Annotated in this window: 18 protein-coding genes; 11 read left to right on the top strand and 7 right to left on the bottom strand. The window is 70.6% G+C overall.

The features are described 5' to 3' along the window. Position 1 precedes the first annotated feature (1 nt). The 5 genes from ORI60_RS25735 to ORI60_RS25715 are packed head-to-tail and all read right to left on the bottom strand — an operon-like array spanning position 2 to position 5,645. The gene (locus tag ORI60_RS25735) at positions 2 to 1,552 is read right to left on the bottom strand and encodes a glycoside hydrolase family 43 protein (RefSeq protein WP_266040471.1); all 1,551 of its coding nucleotides are present in this window, start codon (positions 1,550 to 1,552) and stop codon (positions 2 to 4) included. A 13-nt stretch (positions 1,553 to 1,565) separates the two neighbouring features. Further along, positions 1,566 to 2,561 carry an endo-1,4-beta-xylanase gene (locus tag ORI60_RS25730; protein WP_266040470.1) on the bottom strand — a complete coding sequence of 332 codons (996 nt, stop codon included), beginning with the start codon at positions 2,559 to 2,561 and terminating at the stop codon, positions 1,566 to 1,568. Positions 2,562 to 2,579: 18 nt separating this feature from the next. Beyond that, entirely contained in the window at positions 2,580 to 3,395 is an 816-nt protein-coding gene (locus ORI60_RS25725; RefSeq protein WP_266040468.1) for a carbohydrate ABC transporter permease, read from the bottom strand. A gap of 1 nt (position 3,396) precedes the next feature. Then, positions 3,397 to 4,368 (bottom strand): carbohydrate ABC transporter permease, encoded by a 972-nt coding sequence (locus ORI60_RS25720; protein WP_266040466.1) that lies wholly within the window; start codon positions 4,366 to 4,368, stop codon positions 3,397 to 3,399. Next, the gene (locus tag ORI60_RS25715) at positions 4,368 to 5,645 is read right to left on the bottom strand and encodes an extracellular solute-binding protein (protein ID WP_266040464.1); all 1,278 of its coding nucleotides are present in this window, start codon (positions 5,643 to 5,645) and stop codon (positions 4,368 to 4,370) included. The genes ORI60_RS25720 and ORI60_RS25715 overlap by 1 nt, the downstream gene beginning before the upstream one ends. Before the next feature lie 122 nt (positions 5,646 to 5,767). Between ORI60_RS25715 and ORI60_RS25710 the strand changes: the two genes are divergently transcribed. The 5 genes from ORI60_RS25710 to ORI60_RS25690 all read left to right on the top strand — a co-directional run bounded on the left by ORI60_RS25710 (position 5,768) and on the right by ORI60_RS25690 (position 12,349). After that, positions 5,768 to 6,781: a LacI family DNA-binding transcriptional regulator gene (locus tag ORI60_RS25710; protein WP_266040462.1), complete on the top strand. Its 1,014-nt coding sequence runs from the start codon at positions 5,768 to 5,770 to the stop codon at positions 6,779 to 6,781. A gap of 7 nt (positions 6,782 to 6,788) precedes the next feature. Beyond that, positions 6,789 to 9,086, top strand: a complete 2,298-nt coding sequence (locus ORI60_RS25705) for a beta-glucosidase (RefSeq protein ID WP_266040461.1) — start codon at positions 6,789 to 6,791, stop codon at positions 9,084 to 9,086. A gap of 71 nt (positions 9,087 to 9,157) precedes the next feature. Further along, positions 9,158 to 10,153, top strand: a complete 996-nt coding sequence (locus ORI60_RS25700) for a TerC family protein (RefSeq protein ID WP_266040545.1) — start codon at positions 9,158 to 9,160, stop codon at positions 10,151 to 10,153. A 40-nt stretch (positions 10,154 to 10,193) separates the two neighbouring features. Then, the gene (locus ORI60_RS25695; RefSeq protein ID WP_266040460.1) at positions 10,194 to 10,766 is read left to right on the top strand and encodes a TetR/AcrR family transcriptional regulator; all 573 of its coding nucleotides are present in this window, start codon (positions 10,194 to 10,196) and stop codon (positions 10,764 to 10,766) included. After that, positions 10,763 to 12,349: a CocE/NonD family hydrolase gene (locus ORI60_RS25690; protein WP_266040458.1), complete on the top strand. Its 1,587-nt coding sequence runs from the start codon at positions 10,763 to 10,765 to the stop codon at positions 12,347 to 12,349. The genes ORI60_RS25695 and ORI60_RS25690 overlap by 4 nt, the downstream gene beginning before the upstream one ends. A gap of 7 nt (positions 12,350 to 12,356) precedes the next feature. Here ORI60_RS25690 and ORI60_RS25685 read toward each other — a convergent pair whose 3' ends face one another. Then, positions 12,357 to 13,472 carry a serine/threonine-protein kinase gene (locus tag ORI60_RS25685; RefSeq protein ID WP_266040457.1) on the bottom strand — a complete coding sequence of 372 codons (1,116 nt, stop codon included), beginning with the start codon at positions 13,470 to 13,472 and terminating at the stop codon, positions 12,357 to 12,359. 217 nt (positions 13,473 to 13,689) lie between these two features. On the opposite strand from ORI60_RS25685, the gene ORI60_RS25680 reads away from it, so the two are divergent. Beyond that, positions 13,690 to 14,442 carry a S1 family peptidase gene (locus tag ORI60_RS25680; RefSeq protein ID WP_266040456.1) on the top strand — a complete coding sequence of 251 codons (753 nt, stop codon included), beginning with the start codon at positions 13,690 to 13,692 and terminating at the stop codon, positions 14,440 to 14,442. Between the two features lie 66 nt (positions 14,443 to 14,508). Next, the gene (locus ORI60_RS25675) at positions 14,509 to 14,919 is read left to right on the top strand and encodes a hypothetical protein (RefSeq protein ID WP_266040455.1); all 411 of its coding nucleotides are present in this window, start codon (positions 14,509 to 14,511) and stop codon (positions 14,917 to 14,919) included. Between the two features lie 6 nt (positions 14,920 to 14,925). Here ORI60_RS25675 and ORI60_RS25670 read toward each other — a convergent pair whose 3' ends face one another. Further along, a complete protein-coding gene (locus tag ORI60_RS25670; protein WP_266040454.1) occupies positions 14,926 to 15,939 on the bottom strand; it encodes a LacI family DNA-binding transcriptional regulator in 1,014 nt (337 codons plus the stop codon). 117 nt (positions 15,940 to 16,056) lie between these two features. On the opposite strand from ORI60_RS25670, the gene ORI60_RS25665 reads away from it, so the two are divergent. From ORI60_RS25665 to rhaS, 4 genes are read left to right on the top strand one after another with little or no spacing between them, the layout of a single operon-like run. Next, the gene (locus ORI60_RS25665) at positions 16,057 to 17,565 is read left to right on the top strand and encodes a sugar ABC transporter ATP-binding protein (protein WP_416234488.1); all 1,509 of its coding nucleotides are present in this window, start codon (positions 16,057 to 16,059) and stop codon (positions 17,563 to 17,565) included. Continuing rightward, the gene (locus tag ORI60_RS25660) at positions 17,562 to 18,608 is read left to right on the top strand and encodes an ABC transporter permease (protein WP_266040452.1); all 1,047 of its coding nucleotides are present in this window, start codon (positions 17,562 to 17,564) and stop codon (positions 18,606 to 18,608) included. The genes ORI60_RS25665 and ORI60_RS25660 overlap by 4 nt, the downstream gene beginning before the upstream one ends. Beyond that, entirely contained in the window at positions 18,601 to 19,560 is a 960-nt protein-coding gene (locus ORI60_RS25655; protein WP_266040451.1) for an ABC transporter permease, read from the top strand. Before ORI60_RS25660 ends, ORI60_RS25655 begins: the two co-directional genes overlap by 8 nt. After that, positions 19,557 to 20,618: a rhamnose ABC transporter substrate-binding protein gene (gene rhaS / locus ORI60_RS25650; protein ID WP_266040450.1), complete on the top strand. Its 1,062-nt coding sequence runs from the start codon at positions 19,557 to 19,559 to the stop codon at positions 20,616 to 20,618. The genes ORI60_RS25655 and rhaS overlap by 4 nt, the downstream gene beginning before the upstream one ends. Position 20,619 lies beyond the last annotated feature (1 nt).

Below are 20,619 nucleotides of genomic sequence, written 5' to 3'. Positions count from 1 at the left end.
ATCAGTCCTCCAGGCTCCGGTAGGTGAAGCTGCCGAAGTCCGCCCACGACGTGCCCGGAGCGCAGTCGCCGGTCACGTACAGTCCGATGTGGACGCCGGTGAACCCGCCCGCCGCCTGCGTGCTGAGCACCCTTCCGTCGAACGGCTCGCCGAGCGGCCGCCACTCCTGCCCGGTGCCGGCGACCAGGGCCCTGCACTCCTGGCCCACGGCCTCGAAGCACAGCCGCACCGGGCCTTCCGGCAGCCGCGCCGTGCCGAGGAGCTCGTCGCGGCCACCGGCGCGGCGCACGAGGGTGACCTCGCGGCCGGCACCGAGCAGCAGCCGGACGTGGTGGTCGTTGTTCTGCAGCAACACGAGTCCGGCCCACTCGGTCGGGCCCGCACCCTCGAACTCGACCTCGCAGGAGGCGTGGAAGTCCCGGTGCTGCTGGCGCCGGACGACCAGGCTCGGCGTCACCAGGTCGTTGATCGACTCCGGGCGCACCGCCAGCCGGAGGTGACCGGGCCGGTCCGTGAGAGACCAGAACACCTCGTCCGGCGTGCGCAGGAACGACCACTCGGGACCGAGCACCGGCGCGTCGAAGTCGTCGGTCGGACCTGCCTGCGGCCACGGGTGCGCGGGCAGGCGGGGAACGTCGTACCGCGCCTCGACACGGCCGGTGCCCGGGCTGAACACCGGGCCGCCCGCCTCCCAGGACACCGGCACGAGGAACGTCTCGCGGCCGAGGTTGTAGAAGTAGCCGCCGTACGGCCGGGTGGCGAGCAGGACGGCGAACCACTGGTCGTCCTGGGTGCGCACCAGGTCCGCGTGGCCGACGGCCGCGATCGGGTGGTCCCGGCCGAGGTGCCGGTGGGTCAGCAGCGGGTTGAGCGGTGAACCGCGGTACGGACCGGTGACCTCGTCCGCCGTCGCCACGACCACCGAGTGCTCGAAGTCCGTGCCGCCCTCCGCGCACAGCAACACGTACCGTCCGTCCACTTTGTACACGTGCGGCGCTTCGAGCCACACCGAGTCGCGCAGTGCGCCGGTCCACAGCACGTGCTCGTCGCCGACCAGCTCCAGCCGCTCCGGGTCGAACTCGCGCAGGTAGACCTCGGTCTGACCGGGCCTGCCGCCGGGCACCTCGCGGGTGGCCGTCCACCAGGCGCGGCCGGTGTCGTCGAAGAACAGCGACGGGTCGAACCCGTCCGCCTCCGGCAGCCACCGCGGCTCCGACCACTCCCCGGCCGGATCGGTGGCGGTGACGACGAAGTTGCCGCTCTTCGCCGTGCCGCCGACCAGCGTGCACACCACGTAGAACACGCCGTCGTGGTGGCGGATCGTCGGCGCGTACAGGCCGCTGGACGCAGGCACCCCCTGCAACGGCAGCTGGGACGGCCTGTCCAGCACGTGCCCGAGCGGCCGCCAGTGCACCAGGTCCCTGCTGTGGTAGATCGGCAGGCCGGGGAAGTACTCGAAGGTCGACGTGACGAGGTAGTAGTCCGATCCCGCCCGGCACACCGAGGGATCGGGGTGCGAGCCGGGCAGGACCGGGTTCTCGAACTGTGCCAAGTGGGGACTCCCGCTAGGGGTTGAGACGGGCGTAGGCCGGCTTGGGCTTCAGGTTCTCGTCGAACAGGCAGGCCGCGCCCTCACCGGGGAACACGTCCGGCACCCACGAGTGGCGGTCGGTGAAGCCCCACGTGGTGAACTCGACACAGCGCCGCACGGCGTGGCAGGCGTCCCACACCTGGCCGAAGTAGCTCGCCTGCGCGTCCAGCTTCTCGGGCGTGACGGGCAACGGGATCCGCACGTCGGCCTCGGTGATCGCGACGTCCAGCCCGAGCGCGGCGAACCTGGCGATGTTCTCCTTGACGCCCGCCGGGAAGCCGTACATCAGCGACAGGTGCGCCTGGATGCCGACACCGTGGATCGGCACGCCCTGCCGCTTCAACGACTTCGCCAGTTCGTAGACCGCGTCGCTCTTGGGGTTGAGCCCCTCGACGTTGTAGTCGTTGATGTAGAGCTTGGCCTTCGGGTCGGCCGCGTGGGCCCAGCGGAACGCGTCGGCGATGTAGCGGTCGCCGAGCTTCTCCTGGAACACCGTCTGCCTGCGGGTGCCGTCCTCGTTGAAGGCCTCGTTGACGACGTCCCACGCGCGGATCTTCCCGCGGTAGCGGCCCGCCTCGGTCCTGATGTGGTTCTTGACGACGTCCCGCAGCTCCGCCGCCTCCAGGTCGTCGACCCAGTCGGGCAGCTGGCTGTGCCAGACCAGCGTGTGGCCGCGCACGGACTTGCCGGTCTTCTTGGCGTACTTGACGATCTCGTCCGCGCCGGACCAGTCGTACTGGCCGCGCACGGCTTCGACGACGCCCCACTTCATCTCGTTCTCGGGCGTGACGCTGTCGAACTCCCGCGTCAGCACCTTCCTGTAGTCCGCCTCGGCGGTCAGGTGCTGGGCGGCCACCGCACTGCCCACGTACCTGTTCGTGACGCTCTTCAACGGCCCCGCCGCCGAAGCGGGAACGGTCTGGGACAGCACCACCAGAACGGCGATGCCGGCAGCTAATCGGGTTCGCATGATTCACTCCCTTGTGATTCAGCCCTTCACGGAACCGGTGAGGCCCCCGACCATGCGGCGTTCGGCGAGCACGAAGAACGTGAGTGCGGGGATCATGGACAGCGCGGTGAAGGCGAGCACCTTCGCGGTGTCCTGCGTGTGCTCGGACTGGAACATGGCCACGCCGAGCGGAAGCGTGAAGTTCGTGGAGTCGCTGAACACCAGCAACGGCAACAGGTAGAAGTTCCAGCTCGTGACGAACGCGAGCACGGACACCGTGATCAGCGCCGGCCGCGAGAGCGGGAGCAGGATCCGCCAGAAGAAGCCGAGCTTGGCCGCGCCGTCGAGCAGTGCGGCGTCCTCCAGCTCACCGGGGATCGCGTTCATGAACGGCCGCAGGATCACGATCGTGACGGGCAGCGAGAACGCCGCCTCCGGTATCGCGACGCCGAGCGGGTTCTCCAGCAGGTTCAGCTGCCTCAGCCACAGGTACAACGGCAGGGTGGCCACGCCGAGCGGGAACAGCAGGCCCAGCGTGAACAACGTGTAGAACCCCTCGCGGCCCCGGAAGAAGTACCGCGACAACGCGAACGCCGCCATCGACCCGAGCACGACCGCCAGCGTGGTCGCGATCACCGCGATCAGCAGGCTGTTGCCGAGCAGGCGCCAGAACTGCAGCGAGGTCGCCACTTCCCGGTAGTTGTCCCACACGAACGGGCCGGGCAACCCCGCCGGTGAGGCGTTGATCTGGGCTGTGGTGCGGAAACCGCCCAGCACCACGAACAACAGCGGCACCACCGTCACGCCGATGACGGCGAACGCGGCGAGGTAGCCGACGGTGTTACGACGTGACATCTCAGCGCACTCCCGTCAACGCGCCCTGGGTGTCGCGACGCAGAGCGAACCTCTGGTACAGCAACGCGAACAGGAAGCAGATGATGAACAGGATCACCGCGACCGCGCTGCCGAAACCGAACTCGTAGCGCTTGAAGCCGTGGTCGACCAGGTAGGTGGCCATGGTCGTCGACGCGTTGGCGGGACCGCCCAGCGTCATGATCCACACCAGGTCGAAGAGCTGCAACGACCCGATCACGGACAGGAACACCCAGATCCTGATGGTCGGTCCCAGCAGCGGAAGCACGACGTGCCGGGTGGTCTGCCACGCGGTCGCGCCGTCCAGCGCGGCGGCCTCCCGCAGCTCGGGAGGAACGCCCTGAAGGCCGGCCAGCAGCAGGATCACGCCGAAGCCGATGTACTTCCACGTGATCACCAGGAAGAGCGTGTAGAGCACGAGCGACTGGTCGGCGAGCCACAGCTGCACGAGACCGCCCAGGCCCACGCCGCGCAGGATCTCGTCGACGAAACCGCCCGGCTGCAACATGAGCAGCCAGATCACCGCGGTCACCGCCTCGGACAGCACGTACGGCGCGAAGACCACCATCCGCAGGAACGTCCGGCCGCGCAGCTTCCGGTTGAGCAGCAGCGCCAGGCCGATGCTCAGCGGCAGCTGCACGACGATGGAGAGCGTGGCGATGATCAGGTTGTGCCCGATGGCGCTCTGGAACACGTCACCGGAGAACGCCTCGACGTAGTTGCCCAGTCCGACGAAGTCGGTGAGCGGGCCGAAGCCGTTCCAGGAGTAGAGGCTGTAGTACGCCGCCACGCCGATCGGCACCAGCACGAACCCGGTGAACAGCAGCAGAGCCGGGGTCAGCAGGAACGCGAGCTCGAGGCGTTGGCGGAGTCGGGACCGCCGCCGGGTGCCCCCGGCCGCTGGCGCGTGCGGCACGGGGGCGGTCGGCGGCCGCGTGGTGATCGCGGCACTCATCATTTGTTCCCGGCTGCTGCTTCGCTCACCGATTTCACGATGGTGTCGGGTCCGCCCTGGCCCGCGAAGAAGTTCGCGATGGTGTCGTTGAGGGCCTGACCGACCTTGGTCGGGAACGCGGTGTCGAAGTAGAACTGCAGGTGCGACGCCTTGGTCATGGCCTCGGCGATCTGCTTGTGCGGCTCGCTCTTCAGCGCGGCCACCCCGGCAGGGGTCACCGGCAGACCGGAGTTGGTCTCGGCGAGGATCTTCTGCACGTCGTCGCTCACGAGGTGCCCGAGGAACTCGGCACACGCCTTGGCCGCGCGGGTGGTGCAGGAGAACCCGTCACCGCCGCCGAGCAGCACGCTCGGATCGCCCTGCCCGCCCGGCACGCTCGGGAACGGGAACCAGCCGATCTTCGAGCCGAGCTCCTTGTCCTCGGTGAGCGCCTGCATCACGTCGGGATCCCAGTCGCCCTGCAGCTCCATGGCGGCCTTGCCGTTGGCCACCAGGCCCGCCGAGCTGCCCGCCCCCTGCTGAGCGGGCGTCCCGACGAACCCGTCCTGGAACGGTTTCGTGTCCAGGAAGCTCTTGAGGTTCTCGCCCGCCTTGAGGAAGCACGGGTCGGTGAGCTCGGTCTTCTCGACCGCCTTCTTCAGCGTGTCGACCGAGCACTGGCGCACCGCGAAGTAGGCCCAGTAGAACGCGTCGGGCCAGCGGTCCTTGCCGCCGAGCGCGATCGGCACGACGCCCGCGGTCTTCAGCTTCGCGACCGCCGCGTTCAGCTCGTCCAGCGTGGTCGGTGTCGAGGTGATCCCCGCGCTGGCGAAGAGGTCCTTGCGGTACCAGAACCCGACCGCGTGCATCAGGTACGGCGCGCCGTACTGCTTGCCGCCGACCTTCCAGCCGTCGGCGTTCTTGGCCAGCGGGCCGATCCAGCCCGACGAGGCCTGCGTGATGTCGGCGATCTTGCCGGACTTCAGCTGGTCGGCGAGTGCTCCGCCGCCCCACTGCTGGAAGAGGTCCGGCGGCGTGTTGCCCTGCAGGGCGAGCGGCACCTTGGTCTGGAACTGCTCGTTCTGCAGCGGTTCGATCGTGAACGAGGTGTTCGGGTGGGTCTTGTGGAAGTCGTCGGCGATCTGCTGCCACTTCGACTTCATGGGCTCGGTGGTCCGGTTGTGCCACCAGGTGAGGGTGACGGGACCTTCGGCGGAGGCGTCACCGCCGCCGCCGCTGCACCCCGCCAGCGCGAGTGCCGCGGCGGCGAAGAGGGCAAGGGGCTTTCTGGAACGCATTTCGGGTCCACTCCTGACGACGTCGGCCGAGTTGGACTGCCTGTGTTGGGGCCAGAGACTTGCGTGAAATCCGGCTCGTGTCAATCGTTGTCGATAACGTTTTACACGGCTAGCCTGTCCCGGTGCCTCCACGCTCTCGCGTCACGATCAAGGACGTCGCCGCTCAGGCCGGCGTCTCGGTTGCCACCGTGTCCAAGGTCCTCAACCAGCGGTACGGCGTCTCCGCGGAGACGTTCGCGCGGGTCACCGCCGTGATCAAGGACATGGGCTACGAGGCCAGCCTCGTCGCGCAGAGCTTGCGCAACCACCGCACGAACGTCATCGGCATCCTGGTCGCCGACATCGAGCCGTTCAGCACCGAACTGCTCAAGGGTGCGGCGGATGCCATCCGCGGCACCGGTTTCGAGCTCGTCGTGTACTCGGCGGGCGGCCGCACCGGCGACCCCCACGGCTGGGAGCAGCGCTACCTCACCCGGCTGAGCGGCACGCTCGTCGACGGTGCCGTGCTGGTCACGCCGGCCGTCGACCTCGAAGGCCTGCCCGGCACGCCGGTCGTCGCGGTCGACCCGCACACCGGTCGCGCGGCGCTGCCCACGGTCGACTCGGACAACCTGCACGGCGGACGGCTCGCGACCGAGCACCTGCTCGCGCTCGGCCACCGCCGGATCGGGCTGCTCACCGGCCGCGAGGACCTGAAGTCCGCGCAGCAGCGCGAAACCGGCTACCGCGGAGCCCTCGCCAGCGCGGGTGTCGCGGTGGACGAGACGCTGGTCCGGCGCGGTGACTACGACGCGGACGTCGCCGCCGCGTCCGCGCGGTACCTGCTGAGCCGGCCCGACCGGCCCACCGCCATCTTCGCCGCCAACGACACCACCGCCATCGCGGCCATCGACGCCGCCCGCGAGCTCGGCCTGCGGGTGCCGGAGGACCTGTCGGTGGTCGGCTTCGACAACATCCCCGAGTCCGCGCTGTGCACACCGCCGCTCTCGACGGTGCAGCAGCCGATCCGGGAGATGGGCCACCGCGCCGTCGAGTTGCTGGTGCGGCTCATCAACGGCGCCGAGCCCGACGAAACCCACATCACCCTGGGCACCGAACTGGTCGTCCGGCAGTCGACCCGCCCACTGAACCCCTGAGGTTGTTGTGACGACAGAAGCGACCACGCCGGACGAGATCTGGCGGAACCCGCACGCCCCCGTGGCCGACCGCGTGCGCGACCTCGTCGCGCGGATGACCCCGCAGGAGAAGATCGCGCAGCTGCAGGGCATCTGGGCCGGCATCGACGCCGCCGGCGAGATGGCCCCGCACCAGCACGAGTTCGCCGTGGCACCGCAGGACTTCGACGAGCTGACCCGCCACGGCCTCGGCCAGCTCACCCGCGTCTTCGGCACCCGGCCGATCGCGCCGGAGGTCGGCGCCCGCACGCTCGCGCGCACCCAGCGGCAGATCATCGAGGCGAGCCGCTTCGGGATTCCCGCCGTGGCGCACGAGGAGTGCCTGACCGGACTGGCCGCGTGGCAGGCGACCGTGCACCCCTCGCCGCTGTGCTGGGGCGCGACCTTCGAACCGGACCTGGTGCGGCGCATGGCCGCGCGCATCGGCGACTCGATGCGCCGCCTCGGCGTGCACCAGGGCCTGGCACCGGTGCTCGACGTCGCACGCGACCTGCGCTGGGGCCGGGTCGAGGAGACCATCGGCGAGGACCCGCACCTCGTGGGCACCATCGGTGCCGCCTACGTCGCGGGCCTGGAGTCGGCCGGGATCGTGTCGACGCTGAAGCACTTCGCCGGGTACTCGGCCTCCCGCGCGGGACGCAACCTCGCGCCGGTGTCGATCGGGCCCCGCGAACTCGCGGACGTGCTCCTGCCGCCGTTCGAGATGGCGCTGCGCGCCGGCGCCAGGTCGGTGATGAACTCCTACTCCGACAACGACGGCGTCCCCGTCGCGGCCGACCCGGCGATGCTCACCGAGCGGCTTCGCGGCGAGTACGGCTTCACCGGCACCGTGGTCGCCGACTACTTCTCGGTGGCGTTCCTGCACAAGCTGCACGGTGTGGCCGCCGGACGCGAGGACGCGGCGGCCCAGGCCCTGACTGCGGGCATCGACGTCGAACTGCCCACTGTGGACTGCTACGGCGAGCCGCTGCTCGAAGGCCTCCACTCCGGCCGCGTGGACGAGGCGGTCGTCGACCGGGCGCTGTCCCGGGTGCTGGCGCAGAAGTTCGAACTGGGCCTGCTCGACCCCGGCTACTCCCCCGCGCCCGACGCGAACCTCGACCTGGACGACGCCGAGTCCCGTGCGCTCGCCCGCGAGGTGGCCGAACGCTCGATCGTGTTGCTGCAGAACGACGGCGTGCTGCCGTTGGCCGGCCGGCGACTGGCCGTCGTCGGCCCGCGCGCGGACGAGCCCGGCGCGATGATGGGCTGCTACTCCTTCCCGTTGCACGTCGGTGTGCACCACCCGGACGCCGAGATGGGCATCGAGGTCGCCACCGTGCTGGAGGCGCTGCGCGAGGACCACGACGTGGTGTTCGCGCGGGGATGCCCGGTGCTCGGCGGGACCGACGACGAGATCGCCGAGGCGGTCGAGGCCGCGCGGCAGGCGGAGGTCTGCGTCGTGGTGCTGGGTGACCAGGCCGGCCTGTTCGGCAAGGGCACGTCCGGCGAGGGGTGCGACGTCGCGGACCTGAGGTTGCCCGGCCGCCAGGAGGAACTGCTGGAAGCGGTGCTCGGCACCGGCATGCCGGTGGTGCTCGTGCTGCTGTCGGGCCGGCCCTACGACCTGTCCCGGCAGGTCGACCGGCTCGCCGCCGTCGTGTGCGGCTTCTACCCCGGCCAGGAGGGCGCGGCGGCACTGGCCGGTGTCCTCAGCGGGCGCGTCAACCCGTCCGGCAGGCTCCCGGTCAGCTTCCCCGGCTCCGGCTCGACCCAGCCGTCCACGTACCTCAGCGCCCCGCTCGGCACGCGCAGCGAGGTCAGCACGGTCGACCCGACGCCGTTGTTCCCGTTCGGCCACGGCCTGTCCTACGCGTCCGCCACGTGGGTGACGGCGGGGTGCGAGGAACGCGAGTGGCCGACCGACGGCACCTGCGCGGTGCACGTCGTCCTGCGCAACGACACGGACGTCGCGACCGCCGAGGTCGTCCAGATCTACCTGCACGACCCGGTGGCGGAGGTCGCCCGGCCCGTCCGCCAGCTGATCGGCGCGGTGAAGGTGGACCTCGCCGCGGGCCAGACCCGCACGGTCACCGCGCGGCTGCACGCGGACCTCACCTCCTACACCGGCCGCGCGGGCCACCGCCAGGTCGATCCCGGCGACGTCGAGCTGCACGTCGGCACGTCGAGCGCGAACATCCACACCTCGTTGAAGCTCACGATGACCGGCCCCGCCCGGCGGGTCGGGTTCGACCGCGTCCTGACACCCGAGTTCGACACACCCTGACGTCCTGACACCCGCCTCCACCGCCCGGTAACGTCCATTGGGGACGGACCGGGCGGGTGGAGGGACTTGCGGTGCTGGAGATCAGCGGACTGACGTGGGCGACGACGATCGGGGTGATCGTCGCGCTGCTGGCGGTCGACCTCGTGCTCGCGGCGTGGCGACCGCACCGGATCGGCTTCCGCGAAGCCAGTCTGTGGTCGGTGTTCTACATCCTCGTGGCCATCGGCTTCGGCGTGTGGTTCGCGAGCGCGCACGGCGGCGGGTTCGGGGCGGAGTACTTCGCCGGCTACATCGTCGAGAAGAGCCTGTCGGTCGACAACCTCTTCGTCTTCGTGATCATCATGACCACGTTCCTCGTGCCCGAGGAGCACCAGCACAAGGTGCTGACGTTCGGCATCGTGCTCGCGCTGATCATGCGAGGCATCTTCATCGCGGTCGGCGCGACGCTGCTGTCGTTGTTCTCCTTCATGTTCCTGCTGTTCGGGCTGTTGCTGATCTTCACGGCCGTGCAGCTGTTCCGGCACCGCGACGAGGACCCCGACGTCGAGAACAACGTCGTGGTGAAGACCGCGCGCAAGCTCCTGCCCGTGACGGACGACTACGTCGGCGGAAAGATCTTCACCCGCGTCGGCGGCAAGCGGTTCGCCACTCCCCTGTTCGTCGTGCTGGTCGCGATCGGCGGCGTCGACCTGCTCTTCGCGCTCGACTCGATCCCCGCGGTGTTCGGCGTGACCGAGGAGCCCTACATCGTCTTCACCGCCAACGCCTTCGCGCTGCTCGGCCTGCGCGCGCTGTTCTTCCTCGTCAAGGGCCTGCTCGATCGGCTCGTCTACCTGTCGGCGGGACTGGCGATCATCCTCGCGTTCATCGGCGTGAAGCTGATCCTGCACTGGGCGCACGTGGACATCTCCGCGAGCGTGCCCGAGGTGCCGACGCCGCTCAGCCTCGGCGTGATCATCGCGATCCTGGTCGTCGTCACGGTCGCCAGCCTCGTCAAGACGCGCAACGACCCGTCGGCCAAGGCGCACGCCGGTTCGCTGCGCGGCCACCGCGACGAAGAAAAGTAACACTTGACTATTTAGTAACAGCTGTCACACGATCTGGCGCATGGAACTGCGCGAGGTCGAGCCGCCACGCGACCGCCGGGTGCGCCGCACCCGCGCGGCCGTCCTGGCGGCCGTGGTCGACCTGGTGAGCACGCGGGGCACGACGGCGATCACGGTGTCCGAGGTCGCCGAGTCGGCCGACGTCAGCCGGCGGGTCGTGTACCAGCACTTCGGGGACCTCGACTCGCTGCTGCTGGAGGCGGGGCTCGACCTCGCCCGCCGTGAACTGCTACCCCGCCTCTCCGAGATGACGCCGCCCGTGGACGCTCGGGCCGAGACGCTCGCCGTGGCCAGGCACTTCGCCGGCCACCGGGTGTTCTACCGCGCCCTGTTCACCGGGTCGTGCGCGTTCGCGCTGAACCGGGGGCTGATCAGCCTGCTCCTGCCGGTCAACCGGCAGGCCGTCGAACACCTGCGCGGACTCTCCGGCCAGGCCGCTGAGGACCTCGCCGCGTTCATCACGGGCGGCGCCGGATCGTTCGTCACGTCCTGGGTGGTCGCGGGAGCGCCCGATCCCGAGACGTTCACCGACCGCCTGCTGGGTGTGCTCTCCCTGCTCCTGGAGCATCGATGATCAGCCGTCTCCTCCAGCGCGGGCTCAAGCTCTCGCCGCCCCTGACCCGCGACGTCGTGGTGCAGCGGGACCTGCGCGTCCCCATGCCCGACGGCGTCGACCTGCTCGCCGACCGGTGGATGCCGCGCTCGGGTGGCGACGGCCTGCCGACGGCGCTGATCCGGTCCCCGTACGGACGGCGCCTGTTCGGGTCGGTCATGGCGAGGCCGCTGGCCGAACGCGGCTACCAGGTGGTGATCCAGAGCGTGCGCGGCGGGTTCGGCTCCGGCGGCACGTTCGACCCGATGCGCCAGGAACGCGCGGACGGTCTCGCCACCCTCGAGTGGCTGGTGGAGCAGCCGTGGAGCGACGCGATCGTGCTCTACGGGCTGAGCTACCTGGGCCACGTGCAGTGGGCGGTCGCCGACCGGCTGCCACCCCAGGTCAAGGCGATGATCCCGGTGGTGACGGAGTCCGCTCTGACGCTGGAGTTCCTGCGCGCGGACGGCATGTCGCTGGAGACGCCGTTCGAGTGGGGCGTGCTCGTCGGCACCCAGCAGCGCCCGCTCGCGATGCTGCGCAAACCGTTCCAGGACAGGAAGACCGCGCGAGCGCTGCACACGCTGCCGTTGCGGGACGCGGACGTCAAGGCGTTCGGCTCGCGTTCCGACTACGTCCAGGACGTCCTCGTGCACGCCTCGGACTCCGCGCGGTGGCGGGAGTTCGACCACAGCCACCGGGTCGCCGGCGTGACCGTGCCGGTCAGCTCCATCGGCGGCTGGTACGACATCTTCCTGCCCGGCCAGCTGCGCGACTTCCAGGCGTTGCAGGACAACGGCCGCACCGCGCGGCTGACCGTCGGGCCGTGGACCCACACGGAGGTCATGGCCGCGCCGGTCCGCGAAGCCGTGGAGTTCGGCCTGGCGCACGCCCGCGGCGAGGAACCGCCGGAGCGCGCTCCCGTTCAGTTGTACGTGATGGGCGAGGGCGCGTGGCGCCCGTTCGACTCGTGGCCGCCGGCGGGCTACACGCCCACGCGCTTCCACCTCGGTGCGGGCGGTGTGCTCGGCCCGGCACCGGGCGAGTCGTCGGTCGACACCTTCCGCTACGACCCCGCCGACCCCACCCCCGCCTCCGGGGGTGTGCGCCTGGCGCGGGACGGCGGCCGCGTCGACAACACCGCTCTGGAGGCCCGGCCGGACGTGCTCACCTACACCACGCCCGTGCTCGATCAGGACGTCGAGGTGGTCGGTGAGGTCGGCGCCGAGATCTGGTTCTCGTCCAGCCTCGCGCACGCCGACGTGTTCGTCCGGCTGTGCGACGTCGATCCGGAGGGGCGTTCGTGGAACGTCTGCGACGGACTGGTGAGCCTCACATCGGCGGAGGAACCGCAGTGCGCCGCCGTCCGGTTGTGGCCCACGGCGTACCGGTTCCGGCGCGGGCACCGCATCCGCGTGCAGGTCTCCAGCGGCGCGTTCCCCCGCTACGCCCGCAACCCCGGCACCGGTGAACCCCGTGCGACGGCCACGAGGATGGTCGCGGCCACCCAGTCAGTCCATTCCGGACCGGAGCGACCGTCCGCGATCGTGCTGCCCGTGCGCTGACGGGGCGTCAGGCCCCGCCCTTCTTGTCCTTCCCCTTGCCGGACTTGGCCTTGCCGCCCGGTCCGGCCGGAGTGCCCCTGTCCACGACCTCGACCGGTGCCGGTGCGACGACCGGAGCGGTCGGCTGCACCACGACGGGTGTGGGAGCGAACTCCGCCTGGCGCGCGGGGTTGGACGCCGGCGCGTTCGTGGCCGGCGGCTCCGACCCCGTCGAGGTGACGCTGTTCCACGTGCTGAGGCCCGTGCCGACGGCCGAGATCAGCACCACGGCCGCCGCGGCCGCGAGCAGTCCTCGTGACCGGGGTGGCTGGGCCACGACGAGAGTCGGCGGGTCCGCCACCGGAGAGCGCAGTGCCTCGGCGCACTCGCGCGCCGTCGGGCGACGGGCCGCGCTCAGTGCCGTCATCCTGGACAGCAGCCGCACGAGGTCGAACGGCAGTCCGTCCGGCATCGCGGGCGGCCGGTGCAGGCGGGCGACGGCGGCCTCGACCTCCGAGCCCTCGTACTCGCGGTGCCCGGTCAGGCACTCCAGCAGCACCAGTCCCAGCGCGTACACGTCGGCCGCGGCGGTGACCTCCTGACCTCGCACCTGTTCCGGGGCGAGGTAGGCGGCCGTGCCGACAACCTGGTCCGTCTTCGTGATACCGCTGCCGCCCACCATGCTGACCAGGCCGAAGTCGGAGAGGCGGGGGATCTCGTCGTCGTCGAGCAGCACGTTGGACGGCTTGACGTCGCGGTGGACGAAACCACGGGCGTGCACGTGGGCCAGTGCGTCGGCCAGGGCCGCACCGACGCGGCGCACGTCCTCGACGGCCATCGGCCCGTCCGCGACGCGGTCGCGCAGCGTCCGGCCCTCGATCAGCTCCAGCACCACGTACGGCGTCTCGCCGCCCGGATCCGCGTCGTAGACCGTGACCAGGCCGGGATGGGACAGGCCCGCGAGCGCGCAGATCTCGTTGTCGATCCGGCGTGCGTCCGCGAGGTCCTCGCCCGGCCGGAACAGCTTGACCGCGACGTCACGGGCCAGCAGCACGTCCCGTGCCCGGCGCACCTGCGCGACCCCGCCGGTGCCGAGCACCTCACCCAGCCGGTAACGGTCGGCGAGGAGACTCGTGTTCGACATGGGCGCGGCCTTTCCGTTCCGGGCGGGACCGCTCAGGGGTGCCCACCCGATCGGTGATCCAACCGTGGAGCAGGCTCCACCTCGGAACACCAGCAGGCTCGATCGATCGATCCGCGCCGCACGGCCATCCTGATCAGGACAGATGTCCGGCGAACGAGAGAAGATCATGCCCAGCTTGAAACCGGCCCTCGTCCTTGCGACAGGTGCCCTGTGCGCCATGGCGATGACGGGAACCGCGGGTGCCGTCGTCAACGGTGACAACTCCACCGAGCGCTACGAGTTCATGGCGTCGATCCCGGAGACCGTGCCCGCCGCGGGAGGCGCGAAGGGCGTGTGCGGGGCGTCGCTGATCCACCCCCGGTGGGTCGTGACGGCCGCGCACTGCGTCGACCCCGAGGGGACGGGAGCGGTGCCGGACGGGACGGTCCGGATCGGCAGCGACCGCAGGACGTCCGGTGGCACCGTGCGCGCCATCGACCGCGTGGTGCGGCATCCGGGCTACCGGCTCGGGCAGCCCAACCAGCACGACATCGCGCTGGTCCGGCTCGACCGCCCGGTGCGGGAACGGCCGATCCGCGTGGCCGCCAGGCCAGGCCCGGTGGGAACACCGACCCGGCTGCTCGGGTTCGGCACCACGGTGGACACGATCGACATCACCGAGACCGTGTTCGCCGAACGACTCCAGCAGCTCGACGCGCGGCGCGGCGCGGAGTCCGAATGCGCGCCGGGCTTCGCCGACGCGACGCGGTTGTGCACGGTCAGCCGGAGGACGGGCGCGATGGCGTGCGTCGGCGACTCGGGCGGCCCGCAGGTCCAGCGCGGCAAGCACGGCCGGTGGGAGCTGATCGGCACGACGCTGGGCCCTGGTGACACGGACGTCCTTTGCGCGAACGGCCCCGGCCTGTACACGAACGTGCCGGCGCACGCGCAATGGATTCGCGCGACGATCAATGGCCCCTCGCACCGTTGAACACCTCGTGACTAATGTCGGCTTGCGGCCGCATTCCGCTCTTTCCACGAGAACGAGGTGAAAATCGTGCGTGCAATTTCGGCGTTCGTGCTGACCGCGGCCGCTACATTGGCCACCGCATTGCCGGCGTCGGCGGCGCCGGTGGAGGCCGCGATGTCCGTCCAGTCGCAGGCCGAGCTGCAGGCGCGGGGCGTCGCGGTCGTCGTGCCGGTGCGGGTGATGTGCCAGAACGGTGCCACCGGCTCGTTGTGGGTGCAGGTCACGCAGAACGTGCGCGGCGAGCTCGCGATCGGCGACAAGTACACGGCGAACGTTCCGTGCACCGGCGATCACCACAGGATGAACGTGACCGTGGTGGCGCGCACGAAAGCGTTCCGGCCCGGCGTCGCATTCACCTCCGCGTCGCTGAACGTCTACCTCCCGCCGGAAGGTTCGCGCACCGTCGAAAGCGACAGGGAAATCCTGCTCGTCCGATAGCGCGGTTCAGGGCCGCCTTTTGATCGCGGTGGACGCCCGGACCACGAGCTCCGGCTGGAACTTCACGTGCCGGTGCTCGTGGTCCGGCTCGTTCTCCGTCAGCAGCAGCTGGGCGGCGGTGCGTCCCAGCTGCTCGCGCGGCTGGCGCACCGACGTCAGCGGCACGGCGGCCGCCGCGGCGAACTCGATGTCGTCGTAGCCCACGACGGCCAGGTCGTCCGGCACGCGCAGGCCCTGCTGCGTCATCGACTGCAGCAGGCCGAGCGCGAGCAGGTCGTTGGCGCAGAACGCCGCTGTGGGGCGGCGCGAGGCGGGCAGGCCCACCAGCCGCTCCCCCGCACCCCGGCCTTCCGCCACCTGCAGGCTCCTGGTCTCGAGGAACGTGAGCGCGTCCGCGGGCAGGCCGGCGTTCGTCAGCGCTCTCATCGCGCCCTCGCGCCGGTCGCGCACCTGCTGGATGGACAACGGGCCGCCGATCATCGCGATGCGGGTGTGCCCGTTCTCGATGAGGTGCGTGACCGCCAGTTCGCCGCCGAGCACGTCGTCCACGGCCACCGAGCAGCGCGTCCCGTCCGTCGCCTCGCGGTCGACCAGCACGACGGGCGTGCCGCGCTCGGCGATCCGCGCGCTCGCCGCGTCGACCGGCGTGATCAGGATGCCCTCGACGCGTTGCTCGTGCAGCAGTTCCAGGTACTCGCGTTCGCGGCCGCCGTCCGAGGCGCTGTTGCACAGGAACAGCGCGAGACCCGCTTCCCTCGCCGCGTCCTCGACGCCGCGCGCCACGTCCGTGAAGAACGGGTTCGCCGCGTCCAGCACGACGTAGGCGATCACCCGGCTGCTGCCCGCGCGCAGCTGGCGCGCGGACTCGTTGCGCACGAAGCCGAGCTCCTCGATGGCGGCGAGCACCCGTTGCCGCGTGGCGGGAGCGACGACGTCGGGCCGGTTCAGCACGTTCGAGACGGTCGCGTTGGACACGCCGGCGTGCTGCGCGACGTCGCGGATGCCCACTGACGGCTTCACCGGCGGCTCCTTTGTTGAAACGTGACAACGAATCGTACCTCGCGACCCTTGACATCGTGACGTAACACACCCAGAGTGCTCGTAACTCAGGCGTTAAAACGTTTCAACATCGAGGAGATGGACGTGGACCGACCTCCCGTGGTGGCACTGGACGAGGTGAGCAAGTCCTTCGGCGCGGTCCGCGCGTTGTCCGGGGTGTCGTTGCGGCTGCTGCCCGGCGAGGCCCACGCGCTGCTCGGGGAGAACGGCGCCGGCAAGTCGACGCTGATCAAGACACTGGCCGGGGTCCACCGCCCGGACGCGGGCCAGGTGCTGGTCGACGGCGCCGCGCGGCGGTTCTCCGGCCCCGCCGACGCCCTGGCGGCGGGCATCGCGATCATCTACCAGGAGCCGACGCTGTTCGGCGACCTGTCGGTGGCCGAGAACGTGTTCATGGGCCGTCAGCCACTCGGGTTCGGCCGTCGCATCGACGTCACCGAGATGCACGCCCGCACCTCGGAGTTGTTCTCGCGCCTGGGGGTGAAGCTCGACCCGGCACGCCCGGCACGCGGACTGTCCATCGCGGACCAGCAGCTCGTCGAGATCGCCAAGGCGTTGTCGTTCGACGCCCGCGTGATCGTCATGGACGAACCGACCGCGGCCCTGTCCGAGCACGAGGTCCAGCGGCTCTTCGGTGTGGTGCGCGCGTTGCGCGAACAGGACGCCGCCGTGCTGTTCGTCTCGCACCGGCTGGGCGAGGTGTTCGAGCTGTGCCAGCGCGCCACCGTGCTGCGGGACGGCGAGTTCGTGTGGTCCGGCGAGCTCTCCGGTGAGACACCGGACTCCTTGGTGCGCCGGATGGTCGGCCGCGAGCTGTCGCAGCTCTTCCCCAAGCAGGACACGACAGCGGGTGACGTGCTGCTCTCGGTACAGCGGCTGACCCGCGAGGGCGTGTTCACCGACGTGTCGTTCGACGTCCGCGCGGGCGAGATCGTCGCCCTGTCCGGCCTGGTCGGCGCCGGACGCAGCGAGGTGGCGCGGGCGGTCTTCGGCATCGACCGTCCCGACGCCGGTTCCGTGCACGTGGGCGGAAAGCGGCTGAAGTACGGCTCCCCCACCGCCGCGATGGCGGCGGGCATCGGGTTCGTGCCGGAGGACCGCCGTCAGCAGGGACTCGTGATGGACGCGTCCATCGAACGCAACGCCGCGCTGGCCTCGCTGGGCCGGCTGTCGACGTTCGGGCTGCTGTGCCGGCGCTCCGAACGTGCTCTCGCCCAGGACTGGGCGGTGAAGCTGCGGCTGAAGTTCTCGAAGCTGAGCGACCCGGTCGGCGTGCTGTCCGGCGGCAACCAGCAGAAGGTCGTGCTGGCGAAGTGGCTGGCGCGCACCCCCTCCGTGCTGATCGTCGACGAACCCACACGCGGCATCGACGTCGGCACCAAGGCCGAGGTGCACCGGCTGCTGTCCGAACTGGCCGGGCAGGGCGTGGCGGTGCTGATGATCTCGTCGGAACTGCCGGAGGTGCTCGGCATGGCCGACCGCGTGCTGGTGATGCACGAGGGCCGGCTGGTCGAGGAGCTGTCGCGGGCCGAGGCGACGGAGGAACGGGTGGCGATGGCGGCCGCGGGACAGGCGGTGGCGCCATGACCACCCAGCTCACCCCCGCCGTCACCCCACCGGCCCGGCGCACCGCCGCCCGCCGTCTCACCAGCCGCGTCGGCCGGGTGCGCGAGCTCGGCATCGTGGTGGCGCTGGCCCTCGTCGTCCTCCCCACCGCGATCGTCAACCCGAGGTTCGTCCAGCCGCAAAGCCTCCGCGACCTCCTCCTCAACGCCTCGATCGTCGCTCTTCTCGCCGTGGGCCAGACCCTCGTCGTCATCACCCGCAACGTCGACCTGTCGGTCGGCTCGGTCCTCGGCCTGTCCGCCTTCCTCACCGCCCAGCACTTCGCCGACAACCCCGGCACCCCGCTCCTGCTGGGCATCGGCTTCGGCGTCGCGGTCGGCCTCGCCTGCGGGTTCCTCAACGGACTGCTGGTGGCGCTGGGCAACGTCCCCAGCCTCGTCGTCACCCTCGGCACGCTGTACGTGTTCCGGGGCATCGACTACGCGCTGGCACAGGGCGAACAGATCAACGCCGCCAACCTCCCCGACGCCCTGCTGGACCTCGGCAGCAGCCGCGTCCTCGGCGTCCCGGTACTCGTGCTGGTCGCCGTCGTGGTGATCGTGGTCGCCGGCGTGTACCTGCGCTCGTACCGGTCCGGCCGTGAGCTCTACGCGATCGGCTCGAACCCGGAGGCCGCGACTCTCGCGGGCATCCCGGTCGCGAAGCGCACGCTCACGACGTTCGTGCTCTCCGGGCTGATCGCCGGACTGGCGGGCGCGCTGTGGGTGGCCCGCTACGGCACCGTCGACGCGGCCGCGGGCACCGGCCTCGAACTCCAGGTCGTCGCCGCGGTGGTCGTCGGCGGCGTCGCGATCTTCGGCGGATCCGGCACGGTGACCGGGGCCGCGCTCGGCGCGCTCCTGCTGGGCACGATCACGAGCTGCCTGGTGGTGCTGCAGATCCCCGCGTTCTGGCAGCAGGCGATCGCGGGCGCGCTCCTGCTCAGCGCGATCACCGTCGACCGGCTCCTGGCACTGCGACTGGCCAAAGCCCTGCGCACCTCCGAAGGGACCAGCCATGCGTAACCTCCTGCGGTGGGAGACCGCGCTGGTGTTCCTGCTCGTCGTGGTCGCGCTCACCGGCCAGGTCGGCACCGACGGCTCGTTCCTGTCCGGTGGCAACCTCTTCTACCTCGGCCTCGACATCGGCGAGATCGCGCTGATCGCCCTCCCGCTCACGCTGGTGATCGTCGCGGGCGAGATCGACCTGTCCGTGGCGTCGGTGCTGGGCCTGTCCAGCGCGCTGATCGGCTGGCTGTGGAACGCCGGCTGGCCGCTGGAGACGATCCTGCCGACGGTGGTCGTCGCGGGCGCGCTGTGCGGAGCGGTGAACGGCCTGCTGGTCACGAGGCTCGGCCTGCCCTCGCTCGCCGTCACCATCGGCACGCTCGCGCTCTACCGCGGCCTCGCGCTGGTGGTGCTGGGCGACACGGCGGTCGCCGACTTCCCGGCGAGCTACACGTCGTTCGGCACCACCCCGGTGCCGGGCACCGGCATCCCGTACCCGGTCGCGCTGGCCGCGGTCCTCGCCGTCCTGTTCGGCGTCGCCCTGCACGCCAGCTCGTTCGGCCGGTCCGTCTACGCGATCGGCGCCAACGAGGAGGGTGCGCGCTTCTCCGGCATCCGGGTCAAGCGCGTCAAGCTCAGCCTGTTCGTGCTCGCCGGGGCCGTGGCCGCGATCGCGGGCATCGTCTACACGTTCCGCTTCTCCAGCGCCCGCGCGGACAACGGCGTCGGGCTCGAACTGGCCGTCGTCGCCGCCGTGCTGCTCGGCGGCGTGTCCATCTTCGGCGGCAGGGGATCGCTCTTCGGCGTGATCGCGGGCGTGCTGCTGCTGGGCGGCCTGCGCAACCTCCTGATCCTGCAGGACACCTCCACCGAGGTCCTCACCATCGTCACCGGCCTCCTGCTGCTGGTGAGCGTGCTCGCCCCGTCCATCACCCGACGCGTCGGAACCCTACGAAAGGCCGCGACATGAACACACGTCTAGTGCTCGCCCTGGTGATGTCCGGGGCCGTCGCGCTCACCGCCTGCGGTGGCACCACGAAGGACAGCGCCGGTGACCAGACCGGCGGCGCCACCAACGCCGCCAAGGGCGACCCCAGCGCGGCGCTCAAGGAGGGCCTGAAGATCACGTTCCTGCCCAAGCAGGTCAACAACCCGTACTTCACCGTGGCGCAGAAGGGTTCCGAGCAGGCGGGCACGGCGATCAAGGCCGAGGTCAAGGCGACCGGGCCGTCCGACGCCGCCGCCTCCTCCCAGGTCACCTACATCAACACCGCCGCGCAGCAGAAGCAGGACGCGCTGGTGATCTCCGCGAACGACGCCAACGCGGTGGCACCCGCGCTCAAGACCGCGCGTTCACAAGGGCTCAAGGTCGTCACGTTCGACTCCGACGCCGCGCCGGACGCGAGGGACGTCTTCGTGAACCAGGCCCGGTCGAACGACATCGCCGCCGTGCAGGTGAAGCTGATGGCCGAGGCGATCGGCGCGAGCGGGGAGATCGCGATCCTGTCGGCGACTCCCAACGCCACCAACCAGAACGCGTGGATCGAGGTCATGAAGACCGAGCTCGCGAAGCCCGAGTACGCGGGCATGAAGCTGGTGGAGACCGCGTACGGCAACGACGACGACCAGACGTCGTTCCAGAAGACCCAGGGCCTGCTGCAGGCGCACCCGAACCTCAAGGGCATCATCTCGCCGACCACCGTCGGCGTCGCGGCGGCCGCGCGCTACCTCAGCTCGTCCGAGTACAAGGGCAAGGTCAAGGTGACCGGCCTCGGCACGCCGAACCAGATGCGCAAGTTCGTGCAGGACGGCACCGCCGGCTCGTTCGCGCTGTGGGACCCGAGCAAGCTGGGCCAGCTCGCCACCTACGCCGCCGCGGCGCTCGCGTCCGGCCAGATCACCGGTGCCGAGGGCGAGAAGTTCAAGGCGGGCGAACTGGGCGAGTACACCGTGGGCGCCAAGGGCGAGGTCGTGCTCGGTCCGCCGACGGTGTTCAACAAGGACAACATCGACCAGTTCGACTTCTGAC

The organism is Lentzea sp. NEAU-D7, from assembly GCF_026242055.1.
In the GTDB taxonomy this organism is placed as follows: domain Bacteria; phylum Actinomycetota; class Actinomycetes; order Mycobacteriales; family Pseudonocardiaceae; genus Lentzea.
This window is presented reverse-complemented; position numbering and strand designations above follow the sequence as displayed.